The following is a 12,640-nucleotide window of genomic DNA, read 5'->3' as shown; positions in this document are numbered from 1 at the left end:
ACAAAACGGGGTTTTACCCCCAACGGTGAAAGATGATGAAAACCTACCGGCTGGTGCGGCAAAGCGCGGTGCAAACGGTCCTCAGTTCAGATGATGCCGAGCGCATGCTCGCGACAGGTGACTGGCTCATTGCCGCGCCGAAGCCGAGAACCAAAATGGCTGCCAGGATGCGCGCGCTTAACAACCGCCGCCGTAGCCAGGGCTGGTCAACCAGAACCCTTTGGTTCAGCCCTGACGACCTTGCTGCTGTAAGGGCCGCCCTCAACCCCGGCGAATCCTTCGTAGAATTATTTATGCGTCTGGTAAAAAAAGACTCTTTGCTTTGATGAGAATGGTATCTCCAGACACACAATTAGAATTTCGACACGATGCGCAAGCCCGCCCCTTTGCGCTGCAATCGTGAGTTTATGGGCTACGGAAATGACCCGAAACGGATATCGAATCCGTGAGTCAAGCCCAGCTGGCGTGGCCTAGATAGCCGCGAGGTACGTTTTTGAGGTACGTGGGATACGGAATCTTGCTTCTGGCAGCCCTAGGAACGCGAAAAACGTGACCCGCCCCAATGTAGCGGGTATGGCGAGAAAACGGCGCCTGCAACGGCGTGGGAGGTGGTGCAAGTGAATATCAAGGTTACGACAAAGCCGCTAAGGACGATTCTCGACTTGGGACATGAGCCGTACAGGGACTTTCCCTGGGAGCCTAAGGGCCACCGGGTATTCAATGGCTTTCGCCAGCACTTTGTGAAGGGGATCAGGTATGAAAATCACAAGTGAATCTACTACTGCATTCGATCAGGCGCTCGCCCGCCGCTTGCCCCCGGATCTGTTGAGGATGGTGCTGCATAACGAAGACGAACTGCAAAGGCTCCAGGCTCAACAATCTGCACCAGATCCTCACAAGCTTCAGGCCATGCAGGACCGCGCTCGTAATGGCCGCGCCTACCGCACCATGCGCTTGGAAGCCGCGATTGAAGATCTGGTGCACGACCATCGCCCGCAGCTCCGCCTACCCTTGTGGAAGTCCAGGCGCAGCCGTGCCGAGTGGGCGCAGAAGCAGATCCATGGCGAATATGTCCCAGGCTGGCGCTACATCGACACTTACTTAAATACCCTGCATATCTAACTTTAGAACGGCAGCCTATTCACTCCAGCACCATTAACAACAATCCCGTGAAGTGCTGCAATTACTCCAACAAACCCACTGTTTGGAGTAACCAATAAATGTCTCGTTCCGATGTTTCAACGGAGCAATACCGCCCCCCATATTCGTTGTCCGCCAAGGACGTTAAGTTGCGGGAATCAGCGGGTAACGAGTTCCGCATTGTCTATCCGGCGGGAACCCCGGCAGAAAGGCTCAGTGAAAGCTCCTTCTATGCCACGGTTGCGCACTTGTTTCAACCGTATGACGAACTCATCCTCATTGATACGGGGCGGACCATCTATAGCCGCTACTTGGTCCTGCAAGCCGGTCATGGATATTGTGAAGTGCACAAACTTTACAGTAACCAGTTGCCGGCCCTGATGTGTGCGGTGGGCGAACGTCTGCCGTCTAATCACAAAATCGTTTGGACCGGCCCCGAAACTGGATGGTCGGCCATTAGATGCTCAGACGGTATCGCTATCGTGACCCTGGCTATCAGCCAAGAGGCTTGCCTCCAAGAGCTTCTGAACCACGCGAGTTTAACGAAATGAGCGACCCAATCATTAACCGCGCGATTCAAGAAGTTGCAATCCGATTCATTTCCTATCGCGGCGATATCAACAAAATGGCCACTTTCGTCGCCCACTCCATCGGGGCAGCGGCGCCTGATCTGGAAACCATCACTCACTATATGCGAAAAGAAGAAACCCAAGTTGAACTGTTAAAACACGATGTAGGTCTTTGGCACAACACAATTGGCGACTGGTCCCTGGTTTCATTGGCCACCCCACCAACTATAGAAGCCATGCGTTACCGCCTGGAACATTTCCCGCCATCGAATACTTGCTGCCGCTGGTGCGGACAAGATGCGCGGCGTTTGGCGCATATTGAATTGACCCCCGAAAAAGATATCGCCGGATTACCCGTGCATAACTCCATGTTGCACAAGTATTGCCAAAAACCTTGGCTCGTCATGCGTAATCAGGTAGCACGGGCCGATGCGGCCCCAGCCAAAGCTAAAGAGAGCTTAATTTAAATGGACATTATGACGGCGTTACTCGCTGCTGTACAACTTATGCCCAACGCCGCCCATATCACCCGCCATATTCTTGGGAATAAAACCATGTCTATCAGTCAAAAAATTATCGGCGCCTTGTACCAGATCACGAACATGGAACGATTCGGTTTTTACGTGGCTGAAGAACCGGCGCTGATTGAACGAATCCTCGAAGTAGCCGAACTTCCCATGACCGGTGAAAGTGCCGCCGAAGTTAAATCGCACTTGCCCGGTATAACGTCGGCGCTCAACCGGGTCGGCATTGAAGTTACGACTCCTCGCGATGGTTATTTGGCCGTGTTCGGCCCGGGGGTTAAAAAATGAGCGGCAACGATCTGGATCACTATCAACGCGGCGTGCACGGGCTCGATCATCACGGGCTAAGCATCGAGCCCGTTAACGACATCGCCCCCTACAGCCCCGGAACGCTGGCGCCGGCCCCTGACTGGGCCCCCGGTGAACCTGCCCCGCAGGGGCTCGACACTTTTTCCCGGCAGTACACTGGCGGGGGCCAGAAAGTGTTTGGGCAAACCTTACCAGCCGGTGTAACCATCGAGAAAATGACCGAGGCTTTCACCCAACTGGGCAGCGTTTTTGTCAGTGACTTCTTGAAGCTTGGGCACGACATTACTCGATCACAGAAGGCCGCGCAGTGGCTGATTAACGCAATCACCAATCCGCCTCAACCTACTGCGAAGCGCCACTCCTATAATTTGTACGAACACACGAACGACCCTGTATTTCAAGCTTTTGCGAATTACGCGCACGACAATAAATTCCCTGCGAAATTTGTTCAGGATGCGGCATGGTGGGTGACAGAAGCCGCGAAACGTTTAAATGCGCAGCAAACTAATTCTCAACCTGAGGGGTCGAGAACAGAAGGAAGCGCGCCTAATTCCGGTAAGCCTGATGACTTAGATACCGCGACTTATAATGCCTTGTACGATTATAACGAAAAGATGAGGCCACGCACCGAAGGCATATTGCGGGATCAATGGGGTAACGCTTACGAAGCCAATCGCCGGATGGTGGATAATTACTTGAAATCGTTAAGCGCTGAGGAAAAGCAGCACTTTGATCGATTTTTAAATAATGGGCTCCATGCACTTAATGATCCTACTGTAATTCTTGGGCTGTGGGGGCAAGCAGTGGGAGTTAACAATATTCCCAAAGGTGGTGCAGCGTTAGCAGACGAAATCAACATGATGCACGACGTGATGAAAAATCACAGAAAGGCTTGGTTGGCGGATGAGCGCATGCAAAGTCGTTACCGCGAACTTATCCGCATCCGCGATGGTGGTTAACATGCAACATAAAAAATAAAAGAAGGTCGATCAAAAACAAGCCCGTAAAATCAAACGGGAAAAACGTCAACAAGTTAAAACCGTAAAGGAGTAACTAAAGTGGCATACTCATCATCAAATCCTGTTAGAAAAATTTTAGACTTCGGCTTTGCCTCAGGTGGAAGCCTGTGGGCCTATTCTAGTACCCATGTGCATTCTGATATCGAGGCAGCAAATTTCTTTGCCGGCTGTGGGGTCGGCTCTCCAACTAGCGCTTCCGTGGGCATGAGGGTGGGCGACTTAGTTTCCGCCTGCTGTGTTGCGACATCAGGGACGTCGGCCGTAACGTGGCACCGTGTTACTTCCATAAGTACATCCACGGGTTGGGGCGGCGGCCTGCACGCGAGTGTTTCGGTGGGATCTACATAATCACTGAAAGTTAAAAAATCGAGGAGGCCAAATTATGTCCCCTAAACTAGCGATATTACAGCGCCGAATGAACTTTCAGCCCGAGCAAGCACCTGTACCAGAAGGTGGCCATGGCCTTGGTGTAGCGATTGAACAGCTGATCGCGGATGAAGTTTCGCGCCGGGTCGGTGAAGCCATGCAGCAGTCACCCAAAGTGCAACGGCTGCTTGATGATTTTAATCGGCCAAAGCTTGTCACTGACTTTAAACAATTACCCCCTGTACAAAAGACTGCACCGGCTAAAAACATGTCGGCCCTGATCCATAGGGACGGTGCCGGTCTGGCGCGCTGGATCGAGGTCAACGGCGTTAAATTTGAGGCGATGCGTGATGCCACCGGGTCCCTGCTGGGCATGCGTCAGGTGGATGAAATTCCTGTACTGCCTGCTCTCGACATCCCGTTCAAACCTGAAGCCCGCGAATACAACGAGTCGAGGTAATCATGATCCTGACATTTTCAAGCAAAGACCGTCGCGACCAAGCCCAAGAAGCGCGAGCCGCCGTCACCGCGCTGAATTTGTGGTTAAAGGAATTGCCCCGGCCCGTGCAGGCAACGCCCGCCAGCGTAGAATTCAAGTATGACGGCGGGCAGCTCGTCGGCATCGTCGTCAGGTTGGATGAATGACATGGCCACACGGACCAAAACAGGCGGACGCCAGAAAGGATCACTGGATGCCGGTCAGCGGAAACTCATAACGGCAGGCATGGCTGGCGATCTGCTTGAAGTTTACGAGCGGCTGGGTGGTGTCACTTGGTTGCTGAAGTTCGCCAAGGATAATCCGGCAGAATTTTTACGGCAGGGCTTGTCGCGTTTGTTCCCGGCGCCGCAAAAGGACGACGAACCAATGGGCGGCACCCTCAATCAAAAGTTTAATTTTAACAACATCAGCGACCGTGAGGCCGCTTGCCGCATCGCGTTTGTTTTAAATTCTGCGGTGTATGGCGATCCCTCAATCAGCGAGGACGCGCCACTGGTTGAGCGCGTGCCAGATGAGCCGCCCCGGCGAATGTATCAGGGTGTGCCTTGGCGGGCACCCGCCGATGCACCCGACATATTCCCCCCCGATCCCGAGCGCGAACGCTGGGCATCTGAACTGCCGCTAACGCCGGAGCAGCGCCGCGACAATGCCGCGATTCGCGAGACGCGTGAGGCAACCATCGAGTCCTACGCTGGCGGTACTGCCGAACAAGGTGGCAGCGGTCTGGTTGAACGCCAATCAAACAGCAAGCCATCCGGTAGTGAACTCTGTCGAAGGCTGAGCCGCCGTGGCCGGGATTTGCTATAAAAAAGGCCGTCTTTGCGACGGCCTTTCTGTTATTTGAGTTTTTTCCTAATCTTCTCAGCTAGCTCAGTCAGCTCGGGAGAAAGTGGTTCCGGCTCTGGCTCTTCCCGTCGCAACACGGATTTTTCTTTTTTTCTCTGCTTGTAACCCGGATTTCGCTCTTCCATTTCATCATCGGTGGGCAAAAACCACCAAACTGCCAGTGCGACATAAACAACCCCCAGTGCCGCATCTGCCAGTAATCCCGCAATTCCTTTCATGCTGGGCACGGTGTAGGCCGCGATGCAGCCCACGACGATTATCACGCAGCGCCGAATTTCTTTTTTTGTAGAGTCTTTCATGACTCCTCCCGCATCAGCTCCCGATTCCGTTCAAGGTCGGCCAGCACCAAAGCGCCGACATCTTGCATCAGGTGTGGGTCGAACAGGTCGTCTCCCCGGTCGTCGATCAGGCAGAAAGCAACATTACCAGCATGGGCCAGCATCAGCAGGCTGTCGCCCTCCGGGAGTAGGATCAGGGCATAGACATCACAGTGGCAGCTTTCAAGAAGGGCTTGGCGAATTTGTTGGCGAGCTTGTGCATCGATGTGTAGGACTGGCATGACGGGGCACTCCTGTTTAGCCTGCATTTATCAAGCGCCCGGCAAGTGGGAATAAATCGGCGCATGGATCAGTGTAGTCGGTTTCATACCACGGGTCGCAATGCGTCATGAGGAATGCGATAGGTGCAGACCACTCGTCGGCCAAATCCACACTGGGCATGCATATGCCACAGCTTGTGCAACCATTGGTTGAACAATGACCCTAAATAAGTACACTGCGCCGGATGGAAAAGCTGCCGCCGAGGCTGAATGTTCGCTTCTTCTGCACTACCTCAGGGAACGAACCTGTGAGGGAATGGCTGTGCCTTCAAGATAGAGAGGTTCGGCGGCTCATTGGCACTGATATCAAGACCGTGCAAATTGGCTGGCCTATGGGCATGCCGGTCGTTCGTAAGCTGGATGATGGGCTGTGGGAAGTGCGCACCCACATCCCTGCCGGTATAGCCAGAACAATCTTCACTGTGGAGGGACGCGACATGGTGCTTCTGCATGCCTTCATCAAGAAGTCACAGAAGATACCCAGCGCTGACTTGGCCACGGCAAAGAAACGCAAAGCCGCACTGTGAGGAAACCCATGAACAAACATATTGGCTCCGATTTCGACGACTTCCTGACTGAGCAGGGTCTCTTGGAAGAGACCTCTGCTGCCGCACTCAAAAAGGTTATTACCTGGCAGATCCAGGAAGCGATGAAGGCGCAGCACATGACCGTAGTAGCACTGGCCAAACGTATGCATACCAGCAGAACGGTGGTGACTCGCGTTCTGGACGCCGAAGATGCTGGCATGACCATAGCCACTCTGGCGAACGCTGCTCGCGCTCTTGGGCAAAGTGTTGAGGTCCGGCTCGTGCCGGACAAGACGCAAAAACCTGAGACGAAGCCAGAAGTTGTCTGTGCCTGAACCTGCCCCGACCAGAAACGCCAAGGGCGTGCATCGCTGCAAGCCCCATCCCGAGGTACGTCGTGAGGTACGTAAAGCAACGCCAAGCAACTCCATTGCAACTCCACGCAACTACGGCTAACCTTTGATTTAGCACGCTTTGCGCGTAGTTGCGTGGCGTTCTGGTGACCATTTTTAGGACTCATAATCCTTTGGTCCACGGTTCAAGTCCGTGTGGGCCCACCAAACAAGAAAGCCGCGCAATGCGCGGCTTTTTCGTGTCTGGGCGTTTTTATCGCTCAACGGGCAAAGCTCTCGAGCTTCTCGCCCGTCAACACCACTTCATACGTATCCGCAGGCCTCCCCCACTGCTCCACTAGAACCATACGATCCACCACCGCAGCGCCCAATCCTGTAATAGTCTCAGCCAAAGCCTCGACCATTTCTTGAGCCCGCAGCCACAGGCAATCATTGATCGCTTTCAGTTCGGTCGCGATGCGGTCGGATGAAGCAAGACCGGTATCGGGATAGGTGATGTTGCGCAGCAGGTGCCGCAGCTCCCTGATTTTTGCGTCGTCCTGCTCAGCACCGTGTGCCCCGTTGAGGATGGCTGCAGCGTCCGACAGGTCGACGCGTTTTACGCCGACAGGTGCTGAAGGTAACGTCTGGGCCATCGCGCCCGCGAAAAGCATGATGATCCGGGCTTCCAGATAGGCCCTCATGGCGTCCATCGACGAAAGGGGCCGCACCAGATTGATGGTTGCGCCCCCTTTGTGCCGCAAGTCCATGGTCACAGTCAGGGTGACGCCGCCTGTTTCAAGGCCCAACGCACGGGCCACGACGTAGTGGCCCATTTCGTGATGGGCGATCTGCAATGCACGGTCCCTTACTGCGGCAGGCAGTTTTGTCGTCATGTCCTTCGCCTCGCACTCTCGACTGCATCAATCCTAGCCGATCTCCACAGACGTTCTTTCGCCCAGAAAAAAGCCGCGCAATGGCGCGGCTTTTCCGAGTCAAACGTCAGCCCTTATTTGGGCAACGCATACGCAATCACATAGTCCCCACGGTCCGTCGACTGACGTGCACCGCCTACGGTGAGCAGGATGTACTGCTTACCCGTCTTCGGCGAAACGTAGGTCATCGGCCCGGACTGACTGCCCACTGGCAGGCGCGACTTCCAGATCTCATTGCCGTTGCCGGTATCGAAAGCACGCAGGTAGAAATCCTGGGTGCCGGCGAAGAACAGCAGGCCGGACTGGGTCGCGAGCGAAGCGCCGAGGGTCGGCATGCCAATCGGGATCGGCAGGTGCATGCGGATGCCCAGCGGGCCGGTGTCTTGCACGGTGCCGACCGGCACTTGCCACATCAGTTTGTGGGTCTTGAGGTCGATGGCGGACATGGTGCCGAACGGTGGCTTCTGGCACGGAATGCCGACCGCCGAGAGGAAGCGTTCGCGCATGGCACCGAATGGCGTGCCTTCCTGCGGCACCACACCCATTTCGATGCCGCTGGCCCCGGCGCCGATCTTGTCGCGCGGGATCATGTAGTTGGCCAGGCCCAGGCGCATGTCGTTGACGAACATGTAGTTCGTGTGCGGATCCACCGAGACGCTGCCCCAGTTCATGCCACCCAACGAGCCCGGGAATTGCAGCGCGCGGTCCATACCCGGCGGGGTGTAGACGCCTTCGTGGCGCATGCCCTTGAACTGGATGCGGCACATCAACTGGTCAAACGGCGTGGCGCCCCACATGTCGGATTCGGTCAGGGTCTTGTTGCCGATCGAAGGCATGTCCACCGAGAACGGCTGGGTCGGCGAGTAGCGTTCGCCAGGCACATGGCCCTGGGGTACCGGGCGCTCTTCAACGCGCGCGATCGGCACGCCGGTTGCGCGGTTGAGCAGGAAGATCTCGCCCTGTTTGGTGACTTGGGCCAGCGCCGGCTGCATAACGCCCTTATCGTCCGGCACGTCGTACAGCAGCGGTTGTGCCGGCAGGTCGAAGTCCCACAGATCGTGGTGAGTGGTCTGGAAGTGCCAGCGCACCTGACCGGTCTTCACGTCGACGGCGACGATGGAGGAGTTCCACTTGTCGTCGAACTCGGTACGCTGGCCGCCGAAGAAGTCCGGGGTGGCGTTGCCGGTTGGCAAGTAGACCAGGCCGAGCTTGGCGTCGTAGGACATGGCCGACCACACGTTCGGCGTGCCACGGGTATACGTCTCACCCGCTGGCGGGCGTTTGGTGGTGTTCGGGTTGCCCGGATCCCACGCCCACACCAGTTCGCCGCTGCGCACGTCGTAGGCACGAACCACGCCTGGCGGTTCGCCGGTGGAATAGTTGTCGGCCACGCGACCACCGACAATCACCACGTCTCCGGCGACCAATGGCGTCGAAGTCTGCTGGTAGTAGCCTGGCTTCACTTCACCCATGTCGGTTTTCAGGTCGACCGTGCCTTGGTTGCCGAACGCTTCGCAAGGCTTGCCGGTTTCGGCATTGATGGCGATCAAACGCGCATCGCCGGTCGGCAGGAACAGACGTTTCGTACAGGCCGTTGGCTGAGCACCTGCAGGTGCCGGGGCTTCGGAATAGCCCAGGCCACGGCAACGCTGCCAGTTCGGCGCGGAGCCTTGCGGGTCGAACTTCCAGCGCTGGGCGCCGGTGTCGGCATCCAGGGCGAAGACTTTGCCGTAGGCGGTGCAGGTGTAGACCGTGTCACCGATTTGCAGCGGGGTGTTCTGGTCTTCGGCACCAGCGCCGGTGCTTTGCGGGATGTCGCCGGTCCGGAAGGTCCAGGCCACCTGCAATTTGTCGATGTTGCCCTTGTTGATCTGGTCCAGCGCGGCAAAGCGGTTGCCGGCGGTGGTGTTGCCCCAGTGCGCCCAGTCTTTCTGCTCAGTGCCCGGTGCGACCGGCGTGACGGCCGGTTCGGTGGTGGCCTTGACCACGTGGGTCGGCACAAACATATAGGCCAGGGTGGCGACGACACCGACGGCCAGAATACCGGCCAGCCCATAGGCGCCACGCCCTGCGGACGCGCCCGAGGCACGCACCAGCGTCGGATAGATCAGCGCCACGACCAGGCCGATCACGGCAAAGGTCAGCACGCGCGAGACCAGCGGCCAATACTCGAGGCCGGCATCCCACACGGCCCAGATCGCGGTCAGGATCAGCGCCAGACCATACAGCCAGGCACCTGCCGGTTTACGGCGGGCAATCATCAAGCCGGAGACCAGCATCGCCAGGCCCATCAGCAGGAAATACCCGCTGCCACCGAGTGAAATCAGGTAGCCACCACCCCCCGCCAGGCCGAGCCCGATCAGTGCAATCAGGACACCCAGCCCCGCCAGCAACCATTTGCTGCCGGCGGCAGCCCCAGAATTATTCATGTCGGAAATTATCCCCATTTGTGACAAGCGCGGAATAATGTACTACCTAGTTACTTATGGCAAATTGTCGCAGGTGAAAATGGCATGAACGGTAGTGAGCCTAGATCAAACATCCGCTCGATGAGATGTGGCGGTAACATGCGTGCCCAATGCTCTGTCCCGTTGGAGACAACCTTTGCCTGACACTCGCCCGCCCGTTCTTGATGAAATCGACCGCCAGCTGATCGCGGCCCTGCAGATCAACGCCCGCGAAAGCGTGGCCATGCTTGCCCGGCAACTGGGCATCGCGCGCACCACGGTCACTTCGCGATTGGCACGCCTGGAAAAAGCCAAAGTGATTACCGGTTATGGCGTTCGCCTGGGTCAGCGTGTGGTCGACGGCGGATTGCAGGCGTACGTGGGGATTACCGTGCAGCCGCGCTCCGGCAAGGAAGTGCTGCGACGCCTGAGTGCGATGGCACAGGTGCAGCAGTTGTGTGCCGTCAGTGGCGAATTTGATTATGTGGCGTGGCTGCGGACCGATTCGCCGGAGCAGCTGGACCAGTTGCTGGATCAGATCGGCAGTGTCGACGGGGTGGAGAAGACCACGACCTCAATCATCTTGAGCAGCAAGATTGATCGGGGGCAGCCGGTTTGAGGTTCCACCCGTAGATAGTCGTTATCTGATCGGACCTCTTCGCGGGCACGTCCGCTCCCACAACGGACAGTGTGCACAGCACAATCGTCATATTGATCATTAATCTGTCAAAACGACGACACTTTGCGTCTTATTAACGTGTTCCACGCTCTCTAGAATGGCCGGCATCTTTTCCTATACTCAGACGCGCACCCTGCGTCCGGTCGCCAGTAAGGTCAGCCATGAACAAGAACAATCGCCACCCTGCAGACGGTAAGAAACCAGTCACCATTTTCGGCCCGGATTTTCCTTTCGCCTTCGACGACTGGATCGAACACCCGGCCGGGCTGGGCAGCATTCCCGAGCATAACCATGGTGCCGAAGTGGCAATCGTTGGCGCCGGCATCGCCGGGCTGGTGGCGGCTTATGAACTGATGAAACTCGGCCTCAAGCCGGTGGTTTACGAAGCGTCGAAGATGGGCGGCCGCCTGCGCTCACAGACCTTCAACGGGACCGATGGCATCGTCGCCGAACTGGGCGGCATGCGCTTCCCGGTGTCGTCCACCGCGTTCTACCACTACGTCGACAAACTCGGTCTTGAGACCAAACCCTTCCCTAACCCGCTGACGCCTGCCTCCGGCAGCACCGTGATCGACCTGGAAGGCCAAACCCATTACGCACAGAAACTGGCGGATCTTCCTGCACTGTTCCAGGAAGTGGCTGACGCCTGGGCCGACGCCTTGGAAGACGGCTCGCGCTTCGGCGAAATCCAGCAGGCCATTCGTGACCGCGATGTGCCACGCCTCAAGGAACTGTGGAATACCCTGGTGCCGCTGTGGGACGACCGCACGTTCTACGACTTCGTCGCCACGTCCAAAGCGTTTGCCAAGTTGTCGTTCCACCACCGTGAAGTGTTCGGCCAGGTCGGCTTCGGCACCGGCGGCTGGGACTCGGACTTCCCGAACTCGATGCTGGAAATCTTCCGCGTGGTCATGACCAACTGCGACGACCACCAGCACCTGGTGGTCGGTGGTGTCGAGCAAGTACCGCAAGGCATCTGGCGTCATGTGCCGGAACGTTGCGTGCACTGGCCTGAAGGCACCAGCCTTAAATCGTTGCACCGGGGCGCCCCGCGCTCCGGCGTGAAAAAAATCGCCCACGCCCCCGGCGGCCGTTTTGCGGTGACCGACAACAACGGCGACACCCGCGAATATGCCGCAGTGCTGACCACCTGCCAGAGCTGGCTGCTGACCACCCAGATCGAATGCGACGAAACTCTGTTCTCGCAAAAGATGTGGATGGCCCTGGACCGTACTCGCTACATGCAATCGTCGAAGACCTTCGTGATGGTTGACCGTCCGTTCTGGAAGGACAAGGACCCGGAAACCGGTCGCGACCTGATGAGCATGACCCTCACCGATCGCCTGACCCGTGGCACCTACCTGTTCGACAACGGCGACGACAAGCCGGGGGTGATTTGCCTGTCGTACTCGTGGATGAGCGATGCGCTGAAAATGCTCCCGCACCCGGTGGAAAAACGCGTGAAGCTGGCGCTGGATGCACTGAAAAAGATCTACCCGAAAGTCGACATCGCCGCGCGCATCATCGGCGATCCAATCACTGTGTCCTGGGAAGCCGACCCGCACTTCCTCGGTGCCTTCAAAGGCGCCCTGCCCGGCCACTACCGCTACAACCAGCGCATGTACGCGCACTTCATGCAAGAAGACATGCCAGCAGAACAGCGCGGGATCTTCATTGCCGGTGACGATGTTTCGTGGACGCCGGCCTGGGTCGAAGGCGCCGTGCAGACGTCGCTCAACGCGGTATGGGGCATCATGAAACACTTCGGCGGTGCAACTCACGCCGAGAATCCGGGTCCAGGTGATGTGTTCAACGAGATCGGACCGATCGCCCTGCCCGAGTAAGAGGAA

General features: G+C 57.1%; 17 protein-coding genes. 13 read left to right on the top strand and 4 right to left on the bottom strand.

Annotated features, from left to right (window positions below):
- Positions 1–35: 35 nt before the first annotated feature.
- The 9 genes from AC1Q6D_RS02645 (at position 36) to AC1Q6D_RS02605 (ending at position 5,233) form a co-directional block, all read left to right on the top strand.
- Complete coding sequence (locus AC1Q6D_RS02645; RefSeq protein ID WP_103404107.1) at positions 36–326, top strand: hypothetical protein; 291 nt, start codon at positions 36–38, stop codon at positions 324–326.
- Between the two features lie 430 nt (positions 327–756).
- Positions 757–1,122 carry a hypothetical protein gene (locus AC1Q6D_RS02640; protein WP_103404108.1) on the top strand — a complete coding sequence of 122 codons (366 nt, stop codon included), beginning with the start codon at positions 757–759 and terminating at the stop codon, positions 1,120–1,122.
- 98 nt (positions 1,123–1,220) lie between these two features.
- A complete protein-coding gene (locus AC1Q6D_RS02635; RefSeq protein WP_103404109.1) occupies positions 1,221–1,691 on the top strand; it encodes a hypothetical protein in 471 nt (156 codons plus the stop codon).
- Positions 1,688–2,176, top strand: a complete 489-nt coding sequence (locus AC1Q6D_RS02630; RefSeq protein ID WP_103404110.1) for a hypothetical protein — start codon at positions 1,688–1,690, stop codon at positions 2,174–2,176. The genes AC1Q6D_RS02635 and AC1Q6D_RS02630 overlap by 4 nt, the downstream gene beginning before the upstream one ends.
- A complete protein-coding gene (locus AC1Q6D_RS02625; protein ID WP_103404111.1) occupies positions 2,177–2,521 on the top strand; it encodes a hypothetical protein in 345 nt (114 codons plus the stop codon).
- Positions 2,518–3,501 carry a hypothetical protein gene (locus AC1Q6D_RS02620; protein WP_103404112.1) on the top strand — a complete coding sequence of 328 codons (984 nt, stop codon included), beginning with the start codon at positions 2,518–2,520 and terminating at the stop codon, positions 3,499–3,501. The genes AC1Q6D_RS02625 and AC1Q6D_RS02620 overlap by 4 nt, the downstream gene beginning before the upstream one ends.
- 442 nt (positions 3,502–3,943) lie before the next feature.
- Positions 3,944–4,387, top strand: a complete 444-nt coding sequence (locus AC1Q6D_RS02615) for a hypothetical protein (RefSeq protein ID WP_103404114.1) — start codon at positions 3,944–3,946, stop codon at positions 4,385–4,387.
- A gap of 2 nt (positions 4,388–4,389) precedes the next feature.
- Positions 4,390–4,572 carry a hypothetical protein gene (locus AC1Q6D_RS02610; RefSeq protein ID WP_103404115.1) on the top strand — a complete coding sequence of 61 codons (183 nt, stop codon included), beginning with the start codon at positions 4,390–4,392 and terminating at the stop codon, positions 4,570–4,572.
- Position 4,573: 1 nt separating this feature from the next.
- Positions 4,574–5,233, top strand: a complete 660-nt coding sequence (locus AC1Q6D_RS02605) for a patatin-like phospholipase domain-containing protein (protein WP_103404116.1) — start codon at positions 4,574–4,576, stop codon at positions 5,231–5,233.
- Positions 5,234–5,262: 29 nt separating this feature from the next.
- Here AC1Q6D_RS02605 and AC1Q6D_RS02600 read toward each other — a convergent pair whose 3' ends face one another.
- Both AC1Q6D_RS02600 and AC1Q6D_RS02595 read right to left on the bottom strand, forming a co-directional pair.
- Positions 5,263–5,571, bottom strand: a complete 309-nt coding sequence (locus tag AC1Q6D_RS02600) for a hypothetical protein (protein ID WP_103404117.1) — start codon at positions 5,569–5,571, stop codon at positions 5,263–5,265.
- Positions 5,568–5,831: a hypothetical protein gene (locus AC1Q6D_RS02595; protein WP_103404118.1), complete on the bottom strand. Its 264-nt coding sequence runs from the start codon at positions 5,829–5,831 to the stop codon at positions 5,568–5,570. The genes AC1Q6D_RS02600 and AC1Q6D_RS02595 overlap by 4 nt, the downstream gene beginning before the upstream one ends.
- 224 nt (positions 5,832–6,055) lie before the next feature.
- On the opposite strand from AC1Q6D_RS02595, the gene AC1Q6D_RS02590 reads away from it, so the two are divergent.
- Together AC1Q6D_RS02590 and AC1Q6D_RS02585 are read left to right on the top strand one after the other, a co-directional pair.
- A complete protein-coding gene (locus AC1Q6D_RS02590) occupies positions 6,056–6,397 on the top strand; it encodes a type II toxin-antitoxin system RelE/ParE family toxin (protein WP_103404119.1) in 342 nt (113 codons plus the stop codon).
- A gap of 8 nt (positions 6,398–6,405) precedes the next feature.
- A complete protein-coding gene (locus AC1Q6D_RS02585; RefSeq protein WP_103404120.1) occupies positions 6,406–6,732 on the top strand; it encodes a helix-turn-helix domain-containing protein in 327 nt (108 codons plus the stop codon).
- Positions 6,733–7,010: 278 nt separating this feature from the next.
- Here AC1Q6D_RS02585 and AC1Q6D_RS02580 read toward each other — a convergent pair whose 3' ends face one another.
- Positions 7,011–7,625, bottom strand: a complete 615-nt coding sequence (locus tag AC1Q6D_RS02580; protein ID WP_103404121.1) for a peptidase M41 — start codon at positions 7,623–7,625, stop codon at positions 7,011–7,013.
- 113 nt (positions 7,626–7,738) lie between these two features.
- Entirely contained in the window at positions 7,739–10,093 is a 2,355-nt protein-coding gene (locus AC1Q6D_RS02575; protein ID WP_103404122.1) for a glucose/quinate/shikimate family membrane-bound PQQ-dependent dehydrogenase, read from the bottom strand.
- Positions 10,094–10,268: 175 nt separating this feature from the next.
- Here AC1Q6D_RS02575 and AC1Q6D_RS02570 point away from each other — a divergent pair, with 175 nt between their 5' ends.
- Both AC1Q6D_RS02570 and AC1Q6D_RS02565 read left to right on the top strand, forming a co-directional pair.
- Positions 10,269–10,730, top strand: coding sequence for an Lrp/AsnC family transcriptional regulator (locus AC1Q6D_RS02570; protein ID WP_007980298.1), 462 nt, complete (start codon positions 10,269–10,271; stop codon positions 10,728–10,730).
- Positions 10,731–10,951: 221 nt separating this feature from the next.
- Positions 10,952–12,634: a flavin monoamine oxidase family protein gene (locus tag AC1Q6D_RS02565; protein WP_047534184.1), complete on the top strand. Its 1,683-nt coding sequence runs from the start codon at positions 10,952–10,954 to the stop codon at positions 12,632–12,634.
- The last annotated feature ends 6 nt before the right edge of the window (positions 12,635–12,640 follow it).

The sequence above is a fragment of the Pseudomonas sp. MT92 genome (assembly GCF_058792515.1).
This window is presented reverse-complemented; position numbering and strand designations above follow the sequence as displayed.

What these genes read in the sequence shown, in the direction of transcription:
- AC1Q6D_RS02640 (WP_103404108.1), top strand. Translation starts at nt 757, where the DNA reads ATGAAAATCACAAGTGAATCTACTACTGCATTCGATCAGGCGCTCGCC.
- AC1Q6D_RS02625 (WP_103404111.1), top strand. Translation starts at nt 2,177, where the DNA reads ATGGACATTATGACGGCGTTACTCGCTGCTGTACAACTTATGCCCAAC.
- AC1Q6D_RS02600 (WP_103404117.1), bottom strand. Translation starts at nt 5,571, where the DNA reads ATGAAAGACTCTACAAAAAAAGAAATTCGGCGCTGCGTGATAATCGTC.
- AC1Q6D_RS02635 (WP_103404109.1), top strand. Translation starts at nt 1,221, where the DNA reads ATGTCTCGTTCCGATGTTTCAACGGAGCAATACCGCCCCCCATATTCG.
- AC1Q6D_RS02565 (WP_047534184.1), top strand. Translation starts at nt 10,952, where the DNA reads ATGAACAAGAACAATCGCCACCCTGCAGACGGTAAGAAACCAGTCACC.
- AC1Q6D_RS02595 (WP_103404118.1), bottom strand. Translation starts at nt 5,831, where the DNA reads ATGCCAGTCCTACACATCGATGCACAAGCTCGCCAACAAATTCGCCAA.
- AC1Q6D_RS02605 (WP_103404116.1), top strand. Translation starts at nt 4,574, where the DNA reads ATGGCCACACGGACCAAAACAGGCGGACGCCAGAAAGGATCACTGGAT.
- AC1Q6D_RS02610 (WP_103404115.1), top strand. Translation starts at nt 4,390, where the DNA reads ATGATCCTGACATTTTCAAGCAAAGACCGTCGCGACCAAGCCCAAGAA.
- AC1Q6D_RS02575 (WP_103404122.1), bottom strand. Translation starts at nt 10,093, where the DNA reads ATGAATAATTCTGGGGCTGCCGCCGGCAGCAAATGGTTGCTGGCGGGG.
- AC1Q6D_RS02585 (WP_103404120.1), top strand. Translation starts at nt 6,406, where the DNA reads ATGAACAAACATATTGGCTCCGATTTCGACGACTTCCTGACTGAGCAG.
- AC1Q6D_RS02620 (WP_103404112.1), top strand. Translation starts at nt 2,518, where the DNA reads ATGAGCGGCAACGATCTGGATCACTATCAACGCGGCGTGCACGGGCTC.
- AC1Q6D_RS02580 (WP_103404121.1), bottom strand. Translation starts at nt 7,625, where the DNA reads ATGACGACAAAACTGCCTGCCGCAGTAAGGGACCGTGCATTGCAGATC.
- AC1Q6D_RS02645 (WP_103404107.1), top strand. Translation starts at nt 36, where the DNA reads ATGAAAACCTACCGGCTGGTGCGGCAAAGCGCGGTGCAAACGGTCCTC.
- AC1Q6D_RS02630 (WP_103404110.1), top strand. Translation starts at nt 1,688, where the DNA reads ATGAGCGACCCAATCATTAACCGCGCGATTCAAGAAGTTGCAATCCGA.
- AC1Q6D_RS02615 (WP_103404114.1), top strand. Translation starts at nt 3,944, where the DNA reads ATGTCCCCTAAACTAGCGATATTACAGCGCCGAATGAACTTTCAGCCC.
- AC1Q6D_RS02590 (WP_103404119.1), top strand. Translation starts at nt 6,056, where the DNA reads ATGGAAAAGCTGCCGCCGAGGCTGAATGTTCGCTTCTTCTGCACTACC.